At 65.8% G+C, this 16958-nt stretch carries 12 protein-coding genes; 3 read left to right on the forward strand and 9 right to left on the reverse strand.

The features are described from left to right. Window positions 1-2: 2 nt before the first annotated feature. From tssE to tssA, 6 genes are all read right to left on the reverse strand, one after another. Window positions 3-515, reverse strand: a complete 513-nt coding sequence (gene tssE, locus G3N58_RS27250; RefSeq protein ID WP_167039855.1) for a type VI secretion system baseplate subunit TssE — start codon at window positions 513-515, stop codon at window positions 3-5. Then, on the reverse strand, window positions 508-1344 hold the full coding sequence (locus tag G3N58_RS27255; RefSeq protein ID WP_206000748.1) for a type VI secretion system accessory protein TagJ: 837 nt from the start codon (window positions 1342-1344) through the stop codon (window positions 508-510). Before G3N58_RS27255 ends, tssE begins: the two co-directional genes overlap by 8 nt. Before the next feature lie 95 nt (window positions 1345-1439). After that, window positions 1440-1928, reverse strand: coding sequence for a type VI secretion system tube protein Hcp (locus G3N58_RS27260; protein WP_167039852.1), 489 nt, complete (start codon window positions 1926-1928; stop codon window positions 1440-1442). Window positions 1929-1976: 48 nt separating this feature from the next. After that, the gene (tssC, locus tag G3N58_RS27265; RefSeq protein WP_167039850.1) at window positions 1977-3473 is read right to left on the reverse strand and encodes a type VI secretion system contractile sheath large subunit; all 1497 of its coding nucleotides are present in this window, start codon (window positions 3471-3473) and stop codon (window positions 1977-1979) included. A 25-nt stretch (window positions 3474-3498) separates the two neighbouring features. Further along, entirely contained in the window at window positions 3499-4005 is a 507-nt protein-coding gene (gene tssB, locus G3N58_RS27270) for a type VI secretion system contractile sheath small subunit (RefSeq protein WP_205192674.1), read from the reverse strand. A gap of 86 nt (window positions 4006-4091) precedes the next feature. Then, complete coding sequence (tssA, locus tag G3N58_RS27275; RefSeq protein WP_206000755.1) at window positions 4092-5129, reverse strand: type VI secretion system protein TssA; 1038 nt, start codon at window positions 5127-5129, stop codon at window positions 4092-4094. Between the two features lie 869 nt (window positions 5130-5998). On the opposite strand from tssA, the gene G3N58_RS27280 reads away from it, so the two are divergent. From G3N58_RS27280 to G3N58_RS27290, 3 genes are all read left to right on the forward strand, one after another. Next, window positions 5999-6679: a hypothetical protein gene (locus tag G3N58_RS27280; RefSeq protein WP_167039948.1), complete on the forward strand. Its 681-nt coding sequence runs from the start codon at window positions 5999-6001 to the stop codon at window positions 6677-6679. A 34-nt stretch (window positions 6680-6713) separates the two neighbouring features. Next, window positions 6714-7514: a protein phosphatase 2C domain-containing protein gene (locus G3N58_RS27285; protein WP_167039845.1), complete on the forward strand. Its 801-nt coding sequence runs from the start codon at window positions 6714-6716 to the stop codon at window positions 7512-7514. Window positions 7515-7668: 154 nt separating this feature from the next. Continuing rightward, window positions 7669-8514: a glycosyltransferase family A protein gene (locus tag G3N58_RS27290; RefSeq protein WP_205991007.1), complete on the forward strand. Its 846-nt coding sequence runs from the start codon at window positions 7669-7671 to the stop codon at window positions 8512-8514. Here G3N58_RS27290 and G3N58_RS27295 read toward each other — a convergent pair. The 3 genes from G3N58_RS27295 to G3N58_RS27305 form a co-directional block, all read right to left on the reverse strand. Further along, on the reverse strand, window positions 8511-13007 hold the full coding sequence (locus G3N58_RS27295) for a filamentous hemagglutinin N-terminal domain-containing protein (protein ID WP_206000756.1): 4497 nt from the start codon (window positions 13005-13007) through the stop codon (window positions 8511-8513). The two genes, G3N58_RS27290 and G3N58_RS27295, sit on opposite strands and share 4 nt — an antisense overlap. Before the next feature lie 157 nt (window positions 13008-13164). Next, complete coding sequence (locus G3N58_RS27300) at window positions 13165-14841, reverse strand: ShlB/FhaC/HecB family hemolysin secretion/activation protein (protein WP_206000758.1); 1677 nt, start codon at window positions 14839-14841, stop codon at window positions 13165-13167. Between the two features lie 22 nt (window positions 14842-14863). Further along, a partial coding sequence (locus G3N58_RS27305; RefSeq protein ID WP_206000760.1) for a CHAT domain-containing protein occupies window positions 14864-16958 on the reverse strand: 2095 nt, incomplete at its 5' end.

The following is a 16958-nucleotide window of genomic DNA, read 5'->3' on the forward strand; positions in this document are numbered from 1 at the left end:
CGTCAGCGCGGCCCACCCTGATCGATCACGCGCATCTCGCCGGCCTCCAGGTCCAGTTCGGTCCTGAAGTAGAGCCGCTCCGGATACGGCTGCGCCCACAGGTCGCCCTCGACCAGAAACGACACGGTGTTATGACGCCCGGTGGTTTCTTCGAACTGCATCGAACTGACCCGCACGGTATCGCGCAGAATGCGCGGCTCGAACGCCCAGATCGCGTCGCGCACCAGCCGTTCGAGCCGCAGCGGATCGATCCCCGAGGCGGTCTTGCCGGCAATGTCCGGCAAGCCGAAGTTGATGACCGAGGTCGCGACGTACGGATAACCGCTCAGGTCCTGCACCGACGCGAGGCCGTTCGCATTCAGCAGCCAGGCGAGGTCGCGCTGCACGCTCTCGCGCAGTGCGCGCATCGACAGCACGCGGCGCTCGCGCGCTTCCTGGCTCGCCTCGGGTTCGAGATCGGTCAGCCGGTCGAGCAGTGACGGCTGCAGGCGGTCGCGGGCGGTCAGCTCAGCCATGATCGGGGACGGCCGCGCCGTTCTCTTCGGGGTCCGCAGCACGGCTTTCCAGTTCGATGGTTCGCACGTCGAAGAGCGCGTAGTCGTTCGCCTCCGAGGCGAACATGCGCTGTCCGACGGGCCGCGCGGTCGCCGGATCGTCACTGCTCCAATCGGTCAGTTGCGCGAGCCACAACGCGCGATCCGGATGAGCGAGCGTGCCCGGATAGCGGGCCGGAATCAGGCCGGCGGCCTGGCCGTCGTTGGCCCAGGTAAAGATGGCCGGCATCCAGACCCGGTCGCGCAGGTCCGAGGGCGGCTCGATCACGATGCGTTTGATACGGTCAAACGGAATCCAGTAATAGCGGCCGTTCAGCAAGGCTTCGAGGGTCGGGCCGAGCCGGTTGTCGGCATCGGCGAGCCATGCAAACGGCTCGCCGTTCAGCGTGCCGGCGGTGGCCGGCGCTTCGTCGAGCGCCTGCGCGCGCGCGGCGGCCGCCGCACCGGCATCGCCCGCGGCTTCGAGCCGCAATGCTTCGACGAGCAAGGCGAGCCAGCCGGTCGGCTCGCCGAAAATCAGCGGCGCGTGTTCGCCTTTGAACACCGCGTCGCGCAATGCTTCGCACTGCAACGCCGCGCGATAGGTTTGCACCATCGGCAACGCCGCGGCGTCGAGTTCGCCCACCACGTTCAGTTGCGTCAGCGCGCGATCCCACGCGCCCGTCACCGCGAGCAACTGGAACAGAAAGACGCGATAAGCGGCTTTCGACGGGTCCTTGCGAACCTGGTTCTGCAATTCGCTCAGGCATCCGTCGACATCGCCCGCGCGCAAACACTCTTCTGCTGTCATGCCGGTTCGCTCCGCTCAGGCTGAGGTCATCCCACCCGCCGCCGCACCGCGGCGGCGTGGCCGGCGCGGTGCGGTCGTCCCATGCTGCCTGCCGCTCAACTCTCGGCGTTGGCGGGAATGTTCCACTTCGTTTCGACCACCCCGCCTTCCTTCGCACCCTTGGCGTTTTGCGGCTGATACTCGACATGGAACTTCTCGAAGTTGAGCGTGACGTTCTCGGTGAAACGCTCTTCGCCGCCCGAGCCGCCCGTCGAGTAGGAGCTGACCAGCACGCCTTCGAGCGTGACCTTGTAGTACTCGAGCGGGTTGTCGCCGCCGGCCTTGCGCACGGTCAGCAGCGCCTTGTCGATGTGCGTGCCCTTGGTACAGGCCGCCATGATCGGCGGCGTGGCCTTGTCGCTGTATTTGGTGAACGAGAGGTCCTGCACCGATACCTTGCCGGCCCCGCCGCCCGTCCCCATGTGCATCGTGCCGCTCTGGCTCAGCCCCCAGCTCCATGCCAGCACTTCGATTTCTTCCTTATGGGTCTTGTCCTGCGACTCGCCCTTAATATCGCCCAGCTTCATGAACATATCGATGGCCATGTCTTTCTCCGCTCAAAACAATTCGTCACTGAAAAAAAGGGATTTCCGTCATGCCGCCTTGGCGGACGGAAGCTTCGAAACCAACCGTAGCGATACGGTCAGGCCTTCCAACTGGTAATGCGGACGCAGGAAAAACTTCGACGTGTAATACCCCGGATTGCCTTCCACTTCTTCGACGACCACCTCCGCGGCGGCAAGCGGCCGTCTTGCCTTGGACTCTTCCGTCGAGTGCGCGGGATCGCCATCGACGTACTGCAGAATCCAGTTCTGCAGCCAGCGCTGCATGTCGTCCTTCTCCTTGAAGCTGCCGACCTTGTCGCGCACGATGCACTTCAGGTAGTGCGCGAAGCGGCTGCACGCGAACAGGTACGGCAGACGGGCGGCCAGGTTCGCGTTCGCGGTGGCGTCCGGGTCTTCGTATTCGGCGGGCTTATGCAGCGACTGCGCGCCGATGAAGGCGGCGAAATCGGAGTTCTTCTTGTGCACGAGCGGCATGAAACCGTTCTTCGCCAGTTCGGCTTCGCGGCGATCGCTGATGGCGATTTCGGTCGGGCACTTCATGTCCACGCCGCCATCGTCGGTGGGGAACGCATGCACCGGCAGATTCTCGACCGCGCCGCCCGACTCGATGCCGCGAATCCGCGAGCACCAGCCGTACATCTTGAACGAGCGATTGATGTTGGTCGCCATCGCATAGGCCGCATTGGCCCATGAGTATTTGCTGCTGTCGGCGCCGGCGGTGTCTTCCTCGAAATCGAACTCCTCGACCGGGTTGGTTTTCGCGCCATACGGCGCGCGGGCGAGAAAGCGCGGCATCGCGAGACCCACGTAACGCGAATCTTCCGATTCGCGCAGCGAGCGCCAGGCCGCATGCTCAGGAGTTTGAAATATTTTCGTCAGGTCGCGCGGATTCGCCAGCTCCTGCCAGGAGTCCATCAGCATCACGGCGGGATCGGCGCCCGCGATGAACGGCGCATGCGCGGCGGCGGAGATCTTCGCCATCTGCGTCAGCAGATCGACGTCGGGGCCGCTGTTGTCGAAGTGGTAATCGGCCACCAGCGCGCCGTACGGCTCGCCGCCGAACTGGCCGTACTCCTCTTCATAGAGCTTCTTGAAGAACGGGCTTTGATCCCACGCGGTGCCCTTGTACTTCTTGAGCGTCTTGTACAGATCGCCCTTCGATACGTTCATCACGCGGATCTTCAGGGTTTCGTCCGTCTCGGTGTTGTTCACCAGATAGTGCAAGCCGCGCCATGCGCTCTCGACTTTCTGGAACTCTTCCGAGTGGATGATCTGGTTGATCTGCGCGGTCAGCTTCGCGTCGATCTGCGCGATCAGCGATTCGATCGTCGCGAGCACGTCGCCGGAAATCACGTTGGTATCGCGCAGCGCCTGTTCGGCGAGCGTGCGCACCGCCGTTTCGACGGCTTCCTTCGCCTTGTCGCTCTTCGGCTTGAATTCCTTTTGCAGCAGGTTCGCGAAATCGCTCATTTCGAGCGAGGTTTCGCCGGGTTGCGCTTGCCCTTGGGTACTAGGTTCGGCCATGGTCAGACTCCCCTGTGGTTCACACTCATTCCTGCGGCTTCGGCGCGGACGCCAGCGACTGCAGCAAGGCCGGATCGCTCAGCAGCTTCGCGATCAGGTCCTCGGCGCCGGTCTTGCCGTCCATGTACGTCAGCAGGTTCTGCAACTGGCCGCGCGCTTCCAGCAGCTTGGCCAGCGCATCCACCTTGCGCGCGACCGCCGCGGGCGAGAAGTCGTCCATGCTCTCGAAGGTCATGTCGACGGCGAGGTTGCCCTCGCCCGTCAGCATGTTCGGCACCTGCACGGCAACGCGCGGTTTCATCGACTTCAGACGCTCGTCGAAATTGTCGACGTCGATCTCGAGAAACTTGCGATCCGCCACCGGCGCGAGCGGGTCCGCCGGCTGCCCGGAGAGATCGGCCAGCACGCCCATGACGAAGGGCAGATTGACCTTCTTCTCCGAGCCGTAGACTTCGACGTCGTACTCGATCTGAACCCGCGGCGCCCGATTGCGCGCGATGAATTTCTGGCTGCTTTCCTTGGCCACGACCATTCCCCTGGTTGACGCCGCACGGCCGCGAGCAGCATGGCGCGTGACTGGCGTTGCTAAACGCAAAAAGCACATCCCCGGCTGACTGCTTACTCGTTCTCGATACCGCCTACCTGCCGGGCCTGGCTCATTCCTTCGGGCGCGAGGTCCTGCAGGATTTCCATAAAGCTCTTGTCGACCAGACGGCGCGCGCGCAGCAATAGCAGCGGCACCGGGCTGGAGGGTTCGTGACGCTCGTAGTACGCGCAGATCTTGTCGAGCACGCGGATCACGTCCTGACGATCCGTGATGTCGCCGGACACCGGCGCCGGCGCCGCGCCCGCGCGTTGACCCGGCGCGGCCTCGCCGGCCGCCGCCTCGTCCAGCGCCCCCTCCGCCGCGACGGCCGATGTGCCGAGACGTTCGCCGAGAAAGTCGGCGGCGCGCCGCAGCAGCTTCGTGAGCGGCGAGAGGTCGATGGCGCGCGCGGCGCCGACGTGTTCGGTCAAGACCGTCTCGATGCGCATCGCGGCATGCAGCGCGTCGAGCAAGGCGGCGTGCGTGGCCACCGCGTCTTCGTGCGCGTCGGCGATCACCGCGTCGATCGAACTGAGCGACGGCGCTTCGACGCCATTGGCGAGCGGCACTTCGCCGGTCGCATATTCGATGTCGCGCAAACTGACGATGCCATGCGCACGCGACGACACGAGCGCGGCATCGCGCACGTCCAGCAGCATGCCGGAGGCTTCGGTCAGCGCGGTGAGCGTGTTGACGCGGGCGGTCGGATCGTTGTCGTCGTCCGCATCGAGTTGCGGATACACATGATCCCAGCGCTGTTCGAGCAGCCCCTGCACCAGCGCAAGACCCTCGGCAAAGCCGGCGAAACCCTTGCGATTCAGCAGCGCGCGCGACAGGTGCACCGCGACTCGCAAATCACGGCTTCTCGCGAGCAGATCGAGTGACAGCGCTTCCGCGACTTTCCAGTCGGGCGGCGTGGCGGCGACGGTGGTCTCGCCGTACTGCACCTCGGGCTTGCCATGCACGACCTGCTCGAGTTGCAGGAAGTCAGGGTGGTACTCAAGGTCGTCTCCGCACGGACTCTCGGCGGATATCTCGGCAAGCAATACGCCCGCAGCAAGCGTGGCCATGTCTTGTATCGGTCTCGGATGAGTAGTCTCGACGCACCGTAAAGGACCGGTACGGGTTGCCTTGCCGCCAGGGAATGAGCGCTCCCCCGAAATACCTCTTAACTCTATTTAAATTGCCCGCGCCGGACTCACGCGATCTTTTAGCGAAGCTTACGTTTTCTCATTGGCAATTCGATATGAGAATAGCACGCGGCCCGGAAAATCAAAGCCGGACAGCAATAAAAAGTCATTTTGATTAATTAAGTTAAATACTATATGAAATAGCCTCCAATTCCATAAATATTTAAAACGCTCGCAGCTTTCTGTTCCAGAACAAATCGTAATCATCAGACTAAACGGTCGTCCTATAATTTCGCCACTGCCCCTTTTGGGTCGGTCGATCGGCGGGATGTTCCGGCATAGTGGTAAACGAATCCGGCACCCCTATTTTGCAAAAAAATTAAACTTTTTTTGCACCGCTAAGCGCTTAAATCATAATTACGGGTTAGTCCCGATAGAAATACGACAATGCGCATAAATGTCGAATAGCCCATTAAGTTTTATCTTGTATTAAAGAAAACGGGCCAATAGACTAACGCTGTTTCCAGTCACTCTACCGGTTGCCGCACGGCATTACCGGTATTGCATGGATTTGACGCGCCGCTGTCTGGGAGGGCGGCGCGGCTGCACGGATTCGTCGAGGACTGGAGTCCCGTGCATCATGGACTCGCCAAGAATGGGCAGTTAACCAGTAGAGCCTCGCCCGAGCGAGGTTCACCACTCCGGGGTGACAAGTGGCAGAGATCCAAAGCGCAGCGGTAATAGACCACGCTGGAGAAAGCGCGCTGCCCGACCTGTGGCAGCGCCGCACCTGTTTGAGCCATGACGAGATGGCATCGATCTACACGATCGTGCGCCGCGCGCTGACGGGCTACCATCCGTCGGAGTTGCAGGCGCTCGGCGAGGACAAGGAAGAACTGATCTCGCAGTTCCTCTATTTCAAGGTGTTCCGTCTCGACGCCGCGCAGACGGCATCGCCCACCTTCCCGCTGCACAGCGCGCCTTCGAGCAGCCACGCGGTGTGCGCGTACTTTCGCCGTTATCTGATCGACTGCCTGCGCAGCGCGAGCCATCAGCGCAACGTGTCGATCGACGAAGACGACGTGATGCCGGAAGTCGACCGGCAAGCGGCCTTTCATCCGGACCCGATCGGCTCGGTGCTATTGCAATACGGCCTGCATGAAGCCGAAGTGCGCGAATCGGCGTCGCGCTTCATCGCCTCGCTCGACGACGCCGACCGCATGCTGCTCGCCGGCAGTCTCGGCTGGCTGTCGAACGAGAAAGGCGGCTTGTCGCAAGTGGCGGCACGTTACGGTATCGCGTCGTATCACTATCGGGCCCGCAAGCTCGGCGTCACGCTGAAAAAAGGCTCGATCCCGGCCGACTTCAGCCGCACGGAAATCGGCCAGTGGATCGAGCAGGATCTCGGCATCGACATCACGCCGTGCAATCGCATGGCCATCCTGCTGGTGCTGGGCATTCTGTCCGCGCAGTCGCACGCGCAGGAATAAGGTCGAGAGACCGCGAGCACATGAGAGGTCAACGGTGCAACTCGTCACCGCAAGCCTGACCGACCGGGGCGGCCGCCCGCGCAACGAAGATTCGTTCGGCGACTGGTCGAGCGAACGGCTCTACTATTGCGTCGTCGCCGACGGCGCCGGCGGACACGGCGGCGGCGACGTCGCTTCGCGCCTCGTCGTCGATTCCGTACTGGCAGATTTGCGCTACCTGACCGTGGCCGAGTTGCCGCCGACCGGCGAGCGCCTCGCGAGCGCGCTCACGCATGCCAACGAGAACATCGTCGAAGAACAGTTGCGCGGCGACGGCAACGAGAAGGACATGCGCTCGACCGCCGTGCTGCTCGCCATCGATCGCGACTGCGGAACGGCCGCGTGGGCGCACTGCGGCGACACCCGCCTCTACTGCTTTCGCCATGGCGGAATCAGCGCGCGAACGCGCGACCACAGCATGGTCCAGGAGATGGTCGACGCCCACCTGCTGGCCGCCGAGGAGATGCGCCATCACCCGCGCCGCAATGTGCTGTATGCGGCGCTCGGCACCCGGGACCCGTTGCAGATCGCGAGCGTGGCCGGCACCTTCGCGCTGCGTGACGGCGACGCTTTCCTGATCTGCACCGACGGACTCTGGGAGTACGCCGACGACGCCGGCATCGTCGACGCGCTGGCGCAGGCGGCGACGCCCGCCGCGTGGCTCGACGCGCTGGCGGACAAGGTGCGCGCGAACGCGAGCGCCAATCACGACAACTTCACGGCGCTCGCGGTGTGGATCGGTGGCGATCCGGAAGCGACGGAATTGAGGGTGACGCCGGGCGCCGGACCAGTGTAGACGTCGCGGACCCCATCCAGTGGAATCCTGACGAACCATGAGCGCAACGTCCGAAGCGTACGCCATCCGCTCTCTTTCGCAGGATTCCTGAGCAGGCTTATTGAGTGAGCTTATCGAACAGGCTTACTGAGCAGAATCACCGAGCAGGATTCGTATCGTGCCGATCTCGATCATCATTCCCTGCCTGCAAATGGCGACGACGCTCGGGCGCGCGCTGGACAGCTGCCTGATCCAGCCGGAGGCGGCGCAGATCATCGTCGTCGACGACGGCTCGACCGATGCGTCGTTCGACGTCGCGCAGCATTACCGCCAGCGCGACGCGCGCGTGGAAGTGCTGCGCATGCACGTGAACGGCGGCGTCGCCGCCGCGCGCAACTGGGCCGCGATGCACGCGACGCAGGACCTGCTGGCCTTCATCGACGCCGACGACGAATACCTGCCCGGCGCACTGGCTGCGGCCAGCCAGTATTTGCAGCGCGCGCCGCGGGAAGCGTCCGTGCGGCTCGACGTCGACTATGTTGGTTTTCCGCAGGCCATCGTCGAGCATCCCGACTTCGACAAATATGCAGCGATCCTCAGCAATACCGTGCCGAGCAGTCTGGTGATCCGGCGCGCGGTGTATCGCGCGCTCGGCGGCTTTCCGCTCGACGAATTCTTCCGCCGCGTCGGCGGCGAAGACGGCGCATTTTCATGGGCACTCGGCAGGCTGTTCGGCAACCGGCGGCTGATCGACGGCAAGCGGGTTCGCCAGCATTACCATCCCGGCATCCACGCCGAGCGTTTTTTCAGAATTCATATGGGCATGGAACGGCCCCTCTATGAAGAGGTCGTCGAGGCATTGCGGCTGTCGCAACGCTTCGTCGCCAGCGCGGAGCTGGCCCTCGCGCAACTGCGCGCGCTGCATGCGCCGGCCGGCGGCGCGGCAGCGGAGGTCAGCGACGCTGGCGACGCTAACGCAAGCGCCCCCGCAGCGCCGCGCGAAACGCCCAAACAACGCTAGAAGTCGCCGCAGCCGTGCTGGCTGTTGATCAGCATGCAGCTGTTCAGGTTCGGCTGCGAACGCACCCGCTTCCACTCCACCGCGAGAATGTCCTGATTGTCGCCCGGTGTCGTCGTGCTGAAGAGCGGCTGGTTCGAGCCGATGCAGATGTTGGTGCCCTGCAGATTGTTTTCGTAGACGAAGGTCTGCTCCTGACTGCCGAACACCGATTGCAATCCGCTGTGCGCGATCGGATCGAAGATCGGCTGCGGCGAGTTCGGCAACGGCAGCACGGTCAGCGTGCCGGGCAATTCGTTGACGATATAGCCCACGTTCGATGCGAAGCTGGGGTTGATCGGATAGCTCCCCGCCGGCGATCCGGCGTTTGCCGTGGTCGTCTCCGAGCCGCTCAACGCGCCCGCGGCGGTGTCGCCATTGATCAGGCCGCTCGCCGTGAACGTGAAGGCGGGGTTCGGCGCGCCGACGAAGCGGGTCGCGCCGTCCGCGGTGACGGTCAGCGTCGGCCGCGCGGCATAGACGAAATGATCGCCGCTGGTCGGCACCGTGCCGCCCCAGCTACAGCCCGAACCGAACAGGCAACCGTAGAAATTCGGCTGCGCGGTGTTCGGCTGTACGCTGCCGCGCGTCTCGCCGTTCCAGGTGCTGGCCCAGATGCGCCAGCCATTGCCGGCGCTGAGCGTGCCGCTGCCCGCGTCGACGAAAACGCCGCTCTCCATCACGAGGTCGATCGAGCCGTTCGTGCTCAGATTCGTATTCGGCCCCGCCGCAGAAGGCGTGCTGCCGCCGAGTCCGATATTGCCGCTGCTCGCGGTCGCGACGAGGTTGCCGGTCAGCGTGGAGTTGGTCGCGTCGACCGTGCTCGTGCTGCCTGTGGCGTAATTGAACGTCTGGCTCGTCAGGGGACCGATCACGAAACCATGGGAGTCCGAAAAATCGACGTTGCCCGCCTGGGACATCGCCAGCACGGCGACGTCGTTTTGCGGATCGGTCAACTGGAAGTTGCCGGGACCGGCGAGCAGCAGTCCGGCCGCCTGAATGCCGCCGGGGTCGGTAACGGGACCGGCCGAAATCAGCGTCAAGGTTTGGCCCGGCATCGAGATGCCGTAGGGCAGCGCGATCCCGCCACTGCCCGCGCCCGGATTGGTCAGCGTGAGATTGTTCGCGAAGCTCGGGCGCGTCGTGCAAGTCGTGCTGCCCGACGCGCACTGCCCGTTGACGGTGATCGCGCCGGTCTGCGTGCTGGACCCGAGCACGATGTTCGGGATCGACGCGAAGGTCGCGAAGGTCGCGGCGTCGATGCTGAGGCCGCCGCCTGTGCCGAGCAAGGTGATCGGCGTGCCGTCCTGCGCGGTGATCGCGAAGCTCGACGGGTCCACCGAGGCCGGCATGATCGCCAGCACGCCGCCCGGCGAGCTCAGCGCCGCCTGCGTGATGGCTAGGCTGCTCGCGGTGCCGTCGTTGAATGCGCGCAATACGATCGAGCCGGGATTCGCCGTCGAAATCGTCGCGTTGTTGCCGTTCGTACCGGTGGTCGTCAAGGAGAAGCCGAACTCGCTCGACTCGTCGACCGGCATCGGGACGCCGATCGCGACGCCCGGATCGGTCGTGGTGGTCGAACCGGCGATGCCGATGGTGGTGTTCGCCCCGGTCGCGCTGAGCGTGCCGCTGCTGATCAGCACGCCATAGTCGCCCTGCAGGTTCGGGCTCGCGGCAACGGGTCCGGTCACCGCGCCGCGAATATCGATCGCGCCGCCGTTGGTCGAGGTGACCGACGATGCATCGGTAATCAGCACGCCTTCGACACCGGAACCGACGCCGCTGCCGTAGAGGCTCACAGTGCCGCCGGTCGTTATCGAGGTGGGACTGGGCTGCACGCAGTCGCCGCAAGGCGTGTTCTCCAGCGCGAGGCCGATCACCGAGGAGCCTTCGGCCGCCGTCCCGACACTCTGCCCCGTGAAGGCGATGTTGCCGCTCGTCGACTGGACCGACGACCCGCGCAGGTCGAGACCGATACTGACGCTCATGTTCGACGACACGCTGCCCGAGGCGGCCATGGCGCCGCTGCCCGTGCTCAACGTGCTGTTGTAGATATAGGTGCCGGTCGCGAAGCTGCCGCCGGTGGTGGTGCCGGTCACGCCCCCCGTCATGCTGATCGGGCCGCTCGTGTTGGAGATCGTGGTGTTCTCGACGTCGATGCCGAGACTCGCGTCGCCGCTTTGCGACACGCTGCCGCCAATCGCGATCGCCCCGCCCGAACTGCTGATCCCCGGTTGCAGCGTGCCGGTGTCGCCCTCTGAAACGCCGCCGAACACGTAAACACCGGTGCCGAAGCTGCCCGTGGACGTGCCGGTCACGCTGAGCGGCCCGCTCGCGCTGCTGACGGAACTGTTCGACAGAAATACGCCGGTGCCCGGCTGGTCGATATTCGAACTGCCCTGGCCGTTGATGCTGAGCGCGCCGCTGCCGGTCTGAATCTGGTTGCCGCCGATCACGAACACGCCGTCGTTGGAAGCGCCGCCGGCGGTCGCCGTGCCCTCGATGTCGAGCGGGCCGCTGGTCGTCGAGATGGTGCTGACGCCCTCGATCGAAACGCCCGCCGCGTTCGGGCCCAGCGCAACGCCCGTAAGAGTCTGCGGGCCGCCCTCGGTGGAAATCTGCGACGCGTTGATGAGGATGCCTGTCGATGCCGTCACCAGATAGCCGATCGCGACGCCCTCGAGCGGGAACGTGCCGCTGGCCGACAGCGCGCCGCCCGCCGTGTCGATGATCGACGTGTCGATCAGGATCGGGCTGGTCCCGCCGTTGCCGTTCAACGTGATGCCGCCGCCGTTGGTGTTGACGGTGACGCTCTGGAACGCGATCAGACTGTTCGGGCTCGTCCCCTGGGTGTTCGCATCGAAAGTCAGGCTGAGCGGGGCCGCGCTCGACGTGATGTTGCTGTTGATCTTCACCGAGCCCGTCGCGTTCAGCGTGAGCGTCGCGGCCTTGGTACCGGTCGTGATGCTGAGCGGTGCGTCGACCACGATGTCGCCCACGTCGTTGTTCGCATCGAGCCCGGTCGATATCTTCACCGACGTACCGCCGCTCAGCGGACCGGTGAGCGCCGAGTTGAGGATGTACGTGGTGCCCGTGAACGGGCCGAACGTCACGGGGCTGTCGGCCGACGGGGTCGGCGCGACCGCACCCTCGGGCAAGGTCGTCACGATGTCGACCTCGAACGGATCGAGCAGCCACAGGCCGCCCTGCCCCTTCGGCGCCGATGCGTCGACGCTCATTCCGGTCGTGTCGAGCGTGTGCCCCGAGGTTTCGATCAGGCCGCCGTTGCCGCCCTGCGGGCCGCCCTTCGCCGTCAACGTGCCGTAGATGCGGCTGACCGTCTCGCTGTAGGCGGCGATGTTGCCGCCGTTGCCGTCGACGAGCGCGTCCGCGTGGATGCTCGCGGTGGGCGACATCCAGATCGCGTTGGCATTGCGCACGGTCGGGTCCGCACCCGCCGAGCCGCCGCCGAAATGCACGGTGCCACCGCCGGCGGCGCCGCTCGCATCGACATAGGCGCCCGCGAGCAGCGCCACGTCGTAGCCCGTCACGTCGATCCGGCCGCCGGTTTGTCCGGCGCCGCCGCTCGCGTCGAGCGTTCCGCTCACGAGCGTCGCGCCGTTCGTGCCGCCGTCGAGCAGAATATGGCCGTCGTGTTCGCTGAGGCTTTGCGCACGCACGATGCCCTGCTGGTTGATGACCGTGCCGGCCAGCGCGTCGGCGGTCTGCGCGCTCATCACCACCGTGCCGCCGTCGGCGGCCAGCGTGCCGGTGTTGCCGATCAGCGCGTTGGCCGCCCCCTGGTTGATCTTCAGCGTCGTCAGGCCGTCGCCGGCGAAGTCGACCGTGATGTCGTTGCCCGCGCCCAGCGCGACGGTGCCGAGCTTCGCGTTGACCGTGCCGCTATTGCTGACCGTGCCGCCGAGCAACGCGACGGTGCCGCCTTCCGCCGCCGTCAGCGAACCGGCATTGCTGACCGATGCCGCCGAGGTGCCGACGAAGCGATAGTTGCCGGCGAGGAAATCGGCATTGGAGATGTTGAGGGTCGAGGCGATCATCGACCCCACGTTCACCGACGACCCCGGCGCAAAGATCACCCCGGCCGGATTGACGAGAAACACCTTGCCGTTGGCCTGCAGGCGTCCCGCGATCACGCTGGGGTCGTTGCCCGTCACGCGGTTGAGCAGGGCCGAAGCCGCCGACGGCTGCACGATCCTGACCGCTTCGCCCGCGCCGATCGAAAACGTGTTCCAGTTGACGATCGCATTCGACGAGCCTTGCGTAATGTTCATCTGCCCCGCGCCCGGCGAGCTGATGCCGACCGTGCCGGCCACCACCTGCGCGCCGGTCGGGTTCGCGAACGCGGACGGCAGACACGACGCCGCGAACAGCGCGGCGACCGCGCCGGCAATCGCGTTGTTGGCGCGCCTCGGCCGCGCCCTGCATGGCTTGTTCATCGCACACCTCGGCGCCGGGAGCCTCCCGGCACGACCCACGATTCAACGATCCTGCCGCCAGCGCTGCGCGCGCGGCAACCGGCGACCCGATTCATGCTTTCGCTGCCCTTCGTCATACTGTGTTTTGTGATGCTCTTCGCGATGCCGCGTTGCCCCGTCAGAACGTCTTCGTCAGTTGTACGTAGAAGCGTGGGAGCTTGTCGTCGCCGGTCGTGTCGGGCGCGGTCGTGCGCCATGCGACCGTGCCCTGCAACGAGAAGCCGCCCGGCGCGGCCCAGAATGCGCCGACCCCCACCCCGCTGCGCGTGATGACGTTCGAGCCCTGGTTCGGCCGCGAACTGGCGTTGTACCAGCCGGTTCCGAAGTCGAAGAAGCCGAACACGGTCGCCCGCGCATCGATCGCAAAGCGGCCTTCGAGCGTGGCGACGAACCCCTCGTCGACCAATGCTTCGGAGGGCGAATAAGCGCGCACCGCGTGCGGACCGCCCAGCAGGAAGCGCGACGAACTGTCGAGCGTGGTCGCGGCCCACTGGCCGGATACGCCGGCGAACACGCTGAACCGCTCGGTCACCGCATTGAGGCGGTTGGCAAAGAAAGTCGCGCGCAGTTCGTTGCCTTGCGTGTCGCGTCCCAACGACGAGGCATCGAGCTGCTCGGCCGCCGCGCTGCGGAAATGCAGGCTGCCGATCAGCAACTCCACGTCGGCGCTGTTGAAGCCGCCGCCGAACAGCGCGTCGCGGCTTTCGTAGCTCAGGCCGATGCTGCCTTCCACGAGCGACCTCGGATTGTGCTGATCGACGACGCCGACGTTGTCGATCAGGTCGCGGTATTCGAAATTGACGCGGCCCAACAGGCTCTGATTGCGCGTGCGCACGAGCGGATGCGTGAGCGTGAAGTCGACCACGGTCGCCTCGCCCTGCGCGTCGAGCGAGGCGAACTCCTTGCCGAGCGCGTAGTTGAGCCGCGACACCGCGACCCCGAGGCGCGTGCCTTGCGCATTGAGCGGTGCCTCGTAGCCGACGCGCCCATAGAGCGTGTCGCCGCGCTGGCCGCCGAGCAGCCGCAGGTCGAGGTTGTCGCCGATCATGAACGGCGAATTCAGGCGGGCCAGCGCGCCGAGCCGCCAGGTGCCGCTCGCGTCCGCGCCGAAGTTGTCGAGGTCGACCGCGAAGGTCCAGCGTTTGGCGGGCGCGACGCTGATAGTCAGATCGACCGTGCCGGGCTCCTCGCCCGCCTCGATTGCCGAGGACACCTGAATACCCGGCAGATCGGACAGCAGCAGCATGGTCCGTTCGAGCTCGTGCTGCTGCAGCGGCCGGCCGAGCGGAATCTGCGCGACCCGCTCGCGCAGCAGGTCTTCGCGGATCGGCGTGCCGGCCGCGATGTCGAGCCGCACATGGCCGACGCGCCCTTCGAGCACGCTCAGTTCGACGTTGCCGGCGCTCACGTCCTGCGGCGGGATCACCACCTGGGCCAGCAGATAGCCGCGCTCGCGATACACCTGCGTGATGCGCGCCGCAATCGCTTCGAGGCCGGCAAAGCCGGTCTCCTTGCCGATCCGGTCCTGCACGGGCGCGAGCAGCACGTCGGTGGCGATCGTGTCGTTGCCCTTGAGCGTGATGTGCTTCAGCACGAAGCTCGGACCGGCCGCGGTGACGGGCGGCGCTGCCGCCTGCGGCACCGCCGGCAACGCCTGGCTGCCGGCCGGCGGGGCGGGACGCGTATCGCGCGGCGCCGTCTGGTTCAGGATGCTGCCCGCGTTCGGCAGCGTCTGTCCCCACGCGAGCACGCTGCCGCAGGACACCGCCGCGGCGATCAGTCGGAGTCTTTTCATCGATGTAGGTCGAGGTGTCGGTTCATCCCTGTTGCGGCCGCGCGATAGTCAGGCGCCAGCCGCCCATCAGATCGAATGGCGCCCAGAAAAACGGATGCGCGAAACGCGGCGTGTGCAGCACCGCCAGTTGCGCGGTGCGCATCGCATCGATCGCCTCATGGCCTTCGGCGAGTTGCGAGTAAAAGGTGCGCATCGTCAGCGCGCTCGATTCGTCGGCGACCGGCCACATCGACACGATCAGGCTCGTCGCGCCGGCATAGAAAAACGCGCGCGTGAAACCGAGAATCTCGTCGCCGCGCGCAATCCGCCCCAGCCCGGTCTCGCAGGCCGACAGCGTGACGAGCGAAACGTTGTTGAGCTTGAGGTTGTAGATGTCCTTGGCGAGCAGCGAGTCGGGGCCGTCGGCGGGCTGCGTCGCCGGCGCGAGCAGGATGCGCGAGTGCAGCGGATCGATCGTGTCGGCCTGGGCGTGGGTCGCCACGTGCAGCACGCGGCCCGCCGGCGCGTTGTCGCGAAAGCTCAGGCGCGTGGCGTCGCCGTGCAGAAACACCTCGTTGTGCGCGAACAGCGGCGCGATGCCCTGCACTTCCGCCTCGGCGCCCGGCAGCGCATACGCGGGCGTGATGGTCGGATTGCCGAACGCGACCAGGTCGCTCGCGATCTTCTGCTGGCGTTGCGCGAGTTGAATGGCGACACTCGCCGACGGCGCGAGCGCGATCGGATGGCGTTCGATCAGGAAGCCGTCGGCATTGTGCAGCGCCTGGAACGGCAGATAGTGCAGCGCGCCGTGCGGCACGATGATGAGCCGCTCGTTCGGGCGCAGGCCGAGCGGCGCGATCAGCAGCGCATCGAGCTTGTCGCCGTAGGTGAGCGCGGCCGGGCGGCGATGCACGATCGCGTTGCGCATGTCGGTCACGGCGGCGTCCATGTCGGCGCGCGCGATCGGCAAGGTGTAGCCGGTCAGGCCGTCGCGACGCACCACCCAGACGATCATCTCCTTGTCGAGGCTGTGGTATTCGACGATCGCCTCGTTCGGCCTGAGCACGGCGCGCGTCGCGGCGAGGCTCGGCACCTGGCCGTTCAGTTGACGGTCGTCGACACCGGCATCGACCCGGTTGCGCACAACGTCGAGCAGCGCCCGCGCGCGGCTGCGCTCGGACAGCATCCACGCGCCCTCGTAGTCGCCGGCGTCGACACTCAATGCGATGGCCTCTTCGAAGACCGTTTGCGTATCGCCGAACAGGCCGGTCTTGAACTCGTCGCTGCGAAACCGCGCGCGGATTTTCTCGGCGTCGTCGACGGCCAGCAGATAGGCTTCGCGCGCATGCGGCTTGTCGTTGAGCGCGAGATCGGCGCGGCCGATGCCTTCGTGAGCCCACAGGCGGTCGTAGTTCGCGTCGCCGGAATTGCCGCTTTGGCCCAGCAGCGCTTCGAACGCGCGTCGTGCATCCTCGGGCTTGCCTTCGGCAAGCAGCAGATTGCCTTCGATACGCTGATACTCGGGGGCAAGTTCCGCCGTGGCCGGCGCGCCGATCGCGTCGAAGGTCTGGCGCGCGCCGGCCGTGTCGCCGGCGGCAAGCTGCGCATTGATCACCGACATCAGCACGAGCGGCTTGTAGCGCGGCGACGCGGTCGCCAGCGCATCGTTGTAGGCGGCCAGCGCCTCGCGGGGTTTGCCCCGGCGCAACGCGACGTCGCCGAGTACCTTGTCGGCCGGCGCGTAGACCTGCTCGGGCGCCTTCGGCGTCGAGGCGAGCGCCTCGCGGGCGTAGCGTTCGGCGTTGTCGAGATCGCCGGCATAGCTGTAGGCGATCGCGAGATCGCGCTTGGAGAGGGCCGCGAGGTCCGCGTTATTGGTCTGCCCGGCGACCACGAGCGCGCGCGCGGCGGCGTCGACGCTGTCGCGGAAGTCGCCGCGCTCGGCCGCCGAAACGGACATGCTGCAATAGTCGTAGGCGGGAAGTTTGACGTGATCGCGCGAGAGCAGCAGACGCCCTTCGGCGGTCAATGTGTTGATCGTTTCGGCGTCGCGTTCGCGTTCCTCGGCCTGGCGAAAGCCGAACGATTCGGGGGCCAGCCCCGCGGCGCTGGCGGGCCGCGCCACCGCCGCGGACGCG

Origin of the sequence: Paraburkholderia sp. Ac-20342 (genome assembly GCF_017104985.1) — a bacterium.
In the GTDB taxonomy this organism is placed as follows: domain Bacteria; phylum Pseudomonadota; class Gammaproteobacteria; order Burkholderiales; family Burkholderiaceae; genus Paraburkholderia.

Bases quoted from the DNA above. Each gene is read 5' to 3' on its own strand.
- tssE (WP_167039855.1), bottom strand. From the start codon at position 515: ATGGCTGAGCTGACCGCCCGCGACCGCCTGCAGCCGTCACTGCTCGAC.
- G3N58_RS27255 (WP_206000748.1), bottom strand. From the start codon at position 1,344: ATGACAGCAGAAGAGTGTTTGCGCGCGGGCGATGTCGACGGATGCCTG.
- G3N58_RS27260 (WP_167039852.1), bottom strand. From the start codon at position 1,928: ATGGCCATCGATATGTTCATGAAGCTGGGCGATATTAAGGGCGAGTCG.
- tssC (WP_167039850.1), bottom strand. From the start codon at position 3,473: ATGGCCGAACCTAGTACCCAAGGGCAAGCGCAACCCGGCGAAACCTCG.
- tssB (WP_205192674.1), bottom strand. From the start codon at position 4,005: ATGGTCGTGGCCAAGGAAAGCAGCCAGAAATTCATCGCGCGCAATCGG.
- tssA (WP_206000755.1), bottom strand. From the start codon at position 5,129: ATGGCCACGCTTGCTGCGGGCGTATTGCTTGCCGAGATATCCGCCGAG.
- G3N58_RS27280 (WP_167039948.1), top strand. From the start codon at position 5,999: ATGGCATCGATCTACACGATCGTGCGCCGCGCGCTGACGGGCTACCAT.
- G3N58_RS27295 (WP_206000756.1), bottom strand. From the start codon at position 13,007: ATGAACAAGCCATGCAGGGCGCGGCCGAGGCGCGCCAACAACGCGATT.
- G3N58_RS27300 (WP_206000758.1), bottom strand. From the start codon at position 14,841: ATGAAAAGACTCCGACTGATCGCCGCGGCGGTGTCCTGCGGCAGCGTG.